Annotated in this window: 2 protein-coding genes; both read left to right on the forward strand. The window is 43.4% G+C overall.

Going from position 1 to position 2,761, the window contains the following annotated elements:
- The coding region (locus WS34_RS14290) for a TlpA family protein disulfide reductase (RefSeq protein WP_046405677.1) at positions 1-1,059 on the forward strand (1,059 nt) is incomplete at its 5' end.
- Positions 1,060-1,552: 493 nt separating this feature from the next.
- Positions 1,553-2,713: a FecR family protein gene (locus WS34_RS14295; protein WP_286693820.1), complete on the forward strand. Its 1,161-nt coding sequence runs from the start codon at positions 1,553-1,555 to the stop codon at positions 2,711-2,713.
- The last annotated feature ends 48 nt before the right edge of the window (positions 2,714-2,761 follow it).

Below are 2,761 nucleotides of genomic sequence, written 5' to 3' on the forward strand. Positions count from 1 at the left end.
TATATCACGACTGACAACCGGCAGGCCCGTTTTGAGGGAGTGGGTGCCGAGGCAAATACCTATATGAAAGAGCGATTATTTCCCAAAGGAGGGTCTTATCTGGAAGGGGGATCGAATGTAAAGGCCGATTTCCGTGAAACCCGGAAACTGATCGGTTCGCTGGCGCAAGTAAGGGAAAAACAGCTGGAGGCTTTGCAAAATGTATCTGAGGAATTTAAAGCGTTGGAAAAAGGACGTATCTATGCCGATGTGATCAATAGTTATTTGTATTATGCATCGTATGCCGATGAATTTCGGGGGAAAAGCAGGGAGGAAACCAGGGAGTTACAAAAGACTTATCGCGCAGAAGCTTTGTCTGAGGTAAAAGAGAAATTGAACTACTTGAACGAAGACCGCTTTCTGGAGGTGGCTGTCGTGCGGAATATTCTGTTTTACCGGGAAGATCCGGAATACAGAAGTTATTTTGAAGATTATCGGATGAGTCCCCGTTGTGAGGAATTGTATCAGGGGTTTGAGAAGGTATCGGCTTTAAGACATGATCTGAACTTACAGGTTGTCGACGATATCCGCACGGTCGGTAATCGGATGCAACAGGCCGATTTTGCTGTAGAGTTGCAAAAGAAGCTGGAACAAGCGGCCCGTTTATTACCCGGTCAACCGGCACCTGATTTTAAAATGACGGATGTGGATGGGAATGAGAAGAAATTGAGTGATTTCAGAGGTAAGTTGATTTATATCGATTTATGGGCTACCTGGTGTGGACCTTGTATACAAGAGTCACCGGCTTTTACAGCCCTGAGTGAGAAATATCCGGATATCGAATTTTTACAGATTTCCCGGGATGAGCAGAAAGAAGCCTGGGAAAGCTATATCGCTCACAAAAATAGTCCGTTGACACAATATAATTCTGTCGATATGGAGTTGGCAGAGGGATGGCAGTTGTTTTATATTCCCCGTTTTATTTTGGTGGATAAAGAGCAGAAGATCATCGATGCCTATGCTCCCCGACCGTCTTCTACGGAAATTATTACGCTGCTGGATTCACTTTCAAAAGCATAAGCAAAAGTAGCCGGTTATCGGACCAAGGCATCTTAAGCAGGTAAAAGTCATCGATTGGCTTTTGCCTGATTTTATGAGTTAAAAAATGTAGGTTTAATTTTTTTCTTTCTATTCCGATTTCGGTTTTTATGCCGTCAGACCGGTCCAGGCGAACCGGTCTGACGGCATAAAACCCTTCATCTAACGGCAGAGCTAACCGGCAAAGAAAAACAAACAGAAATTTACAGCAATAAGAAACCGGATCATCCGGATTATTTCCAGGTAGAATGTTATTTCTCAAATCAAGACCGGGTCGCCAATTCCGATCACCGGAGACGAATAAGTAACGAAATATACCTACCTATAAATTTACTGAACCGTATAATATTTCTAAAAGTTATCTCTGATAACTGTGTACTATTTCCTAAAAATAGAAAAAAATATCTTCTTCATTCACCCTTCTTTACAAAAAATCTGTTTCTCTTATAGAGACAATAAAAAACGATCGTTTTTAATGGGAGAGGAAGAGATTATATCATTGATTCCATTGCTATTGCAGGGAAAGGCGACGGATGAACAGGAACGGGCAGTACGTTGCTGGCTGGAAGAGAATGAAGGGCATTTAGAAATTTACCGGAAATATTGTGCTGTTTATTATCGGCTATATTATGCCGGGGAATGGAAGAAGATCGATGTATCCCAGGCAATAAAGCAGGTCAAGGGACAAAACGATAGAAAAACGATAGTTTTCAGAAAAAGAAAACTATTGTCCGGGGTGGCTGCACTTTTTTTGATTTGTATCGGGGCTTATTGGCTGTTGCATTCCGATAAACAGCCGGAAGTATGCCCACAAAAGGTTGTTGAACAAATAAATAGCGGGGAGAAAAAAGCAATCCTGACTTTAGCAGACGGAAAACAGGTCGAACTGGTCTCGGGGAGTGCGGTCGATAAGGATTTAGGAATTGTACAGGTAACCGGGGATTCGATGGCCGGTTTAGTGTACCGGGCTAAAGATACTATAGTAAAGGCGTTGGAATACCATTTGTTAAGTGTTCCACGTGCCGGAGAATACGTTATGACCTTGTCCGACGGTACGAAAGTGTGGATTAATGCCGAAAGCGAGATCAAATATCCGGTTGTTTTCGGACCGGACAAACGGGAAGTATTTATTACCGGAGAAGCTTTTTTCGAGGTGGTAAAGGATTCGCTCCGGCCTTTTATCGTGCATACTCCTAACGCACAGACAACGGTGTTGGGAACTTCCTTCAATGTTATGGCCTATCCGGACGAACGACACACTGAAATCACCCTATTGAAAGGAGCTGTTGTGGTGGAAGCTGCCGGCCGGAATCAATATATAAAACCGGGGCAGCAAGTACAAGTGGACAATGTCTCTAAAGAAATGAATTGCAGGGAGGTAAATGCCGGTCGTTACGCTTCCTGGAAAGACGGCCTTTTCGATTTCGAAGGGATGAAACTCGAGGATCTGGCTGTCGAATTAAGTCGCTGGTATGATGTGGATTTCTTTTTTATCCATGCAGCTAGCGGGCAGAAAAAATTTACCGGAGCGATCAAACGGAATAATAGCCTGCAGTTTATGCTCGACTTTATCGAGAAGACTTCGGATGTGCGCTTTGAAGTCAAGGAAAATGTGGTCAGGGTTTATAACCGATAAGATAAAAAGAGCCGGCTGGTGTCGTAACCACTAACCGACTCTCTGATT

Origin of the sequence: Odoribacter sp. N15.MGS-14, from assembly GCF_000980245.1 — a bacterium.
GTDB classification, from domain to species: Bacteria; Bacteroidota; Bacteroidia; order Bacteroidales; family Marinifilaceae; genus Odoribacter; species Odoribacter splanchnicus.

Coding starts and splice junctions, on each gene's coding strand:
- WS34_RS14295 (WP_286693820.1), top strand. CDS start 1,553: ATGGGAGAGGAAGAGATTATATCATTGATTCCATTGCTATTGCAGGGA.